The sequence below is a fragment of the Pseudoramibacter porci genome (assembly GCF_009696145.1).
In the GTDB taxonomy this organism is placed as follows: domain Bacteria; phylum Bacillota; class Clostridia; order Eubacteriales; family Eubacteriaceae; genus Pseudoramibacter; species Pseudoramibacter porci.
On sequence record NZ_VUMO01000032.1, the window covers coordinates 1 to 1,201 of the forward strand.

The window sequence follows — 1,201 nt, forward strand, 5'->3', positions numbered from 1 at the left end:
GGCTCGGCGTCATCACTACCGGGTCCTCAGTGCTTGCGTGTACCTCCCTGGCCCCGCCGCTGCCGCTGCAGGTCTCGATGTCGATATTGAAAACACGCTTGAGCCGTTGCGCCCATGTCATCGACGCTCGCCGTTGTGCTGGTGTTGCCGGTTCATCAGCCACCCTGACCTTGTTGCCCCTGCCCCGTTTTGCCGGCGTGACCAACGCCCGGTGCCGACTGTTGGGTGCGAACACCCCGTGGAAGCGGGTTAGGTTGACTCTGGGCTTCGGTACCAGGGCGGCCAGCCTTGCAATGAAATCCAATGGTTCGAAAATGACGTGCGTGGTGCCGTCCCGGTACGGCGTCTTGAGCTGGTAGCGCACGTTGCCGCCTCGTGTTAACGACAGCCGCTTCTCGGATACCGCCGGGCGGCTGATGTACCGGCACAGCCGTTCGAGCTTCTTGCGTTCATCGGCCCTGGCCGCCACGCCGGCGTGCAGGCTGGACCCGGCTACCTTGCCAATCCCGTCACCGAACGGATCACCACTGGTCGGCAGAGTTTGCAAAGTGAACACCTTTCGCCCCGCCTGTGAACCGACAGCGATACGGTAAGTGATCGAGTGCCCCAGCAGGGGTGTCATCGGGTCGTCATCCACCGCATCCGAGGCCAGATAGCTGTTTTCGACATCCCGTTCCAGCAGGCCTTGCCGTTCCAGATAGCGACCCACCCGGTGGGCGATGGTGTGCGTCAGCTGGGTGAGCTCTGGGCTGGTCGGCGCCTTGACCCAGCGGAAACGCGCTGAGCCGTGGGATTGCTCGACATACACACCGTCGAGAAACAGCATGTGGAAGTGAACATTCAGATTGAGCGCCGATCCAAAACGCTGGATCAGGGTGACCGCGCCCGCCTTGGCCACTTGGTGGGTATGGCCCGCTTTCTTGACCAGGTGCGTGGCAATGACGCGGTAAACGATGCCCAGCACCCACCCCATGATCTCGGGCCGGCTGGCAAACAGGAAACGCAGCTGAAACGGGAAGCTCAACACCCACTGACGCATGGGTTGTTCAGGCAGTACTTCATCAACCAGCAAGGCGGCACTTTCGGCCATCCGCCGCGCCCCACAGCTCGGGCAGAAACCGCGACGCTTACAGCTGAAAGCGACCAGGTGCTCGGCGTGGCAAGACTCGCAGCGAACCCGTAGAAAGCCATGCTCCAGCCG

General features: G+C 62.3%; 1 protein-coding gene. It reads right to left on the reverse strand.

Going from position 1 to position 1,201, the window contains the following annotated elements:
- Nucleotides 1-1,201: transposase (locus tag FYJ52_RS09965; protein WP_154577063.1), on the reverse strand; the 1,201-nt coding region annotated here is incomplete at both ends.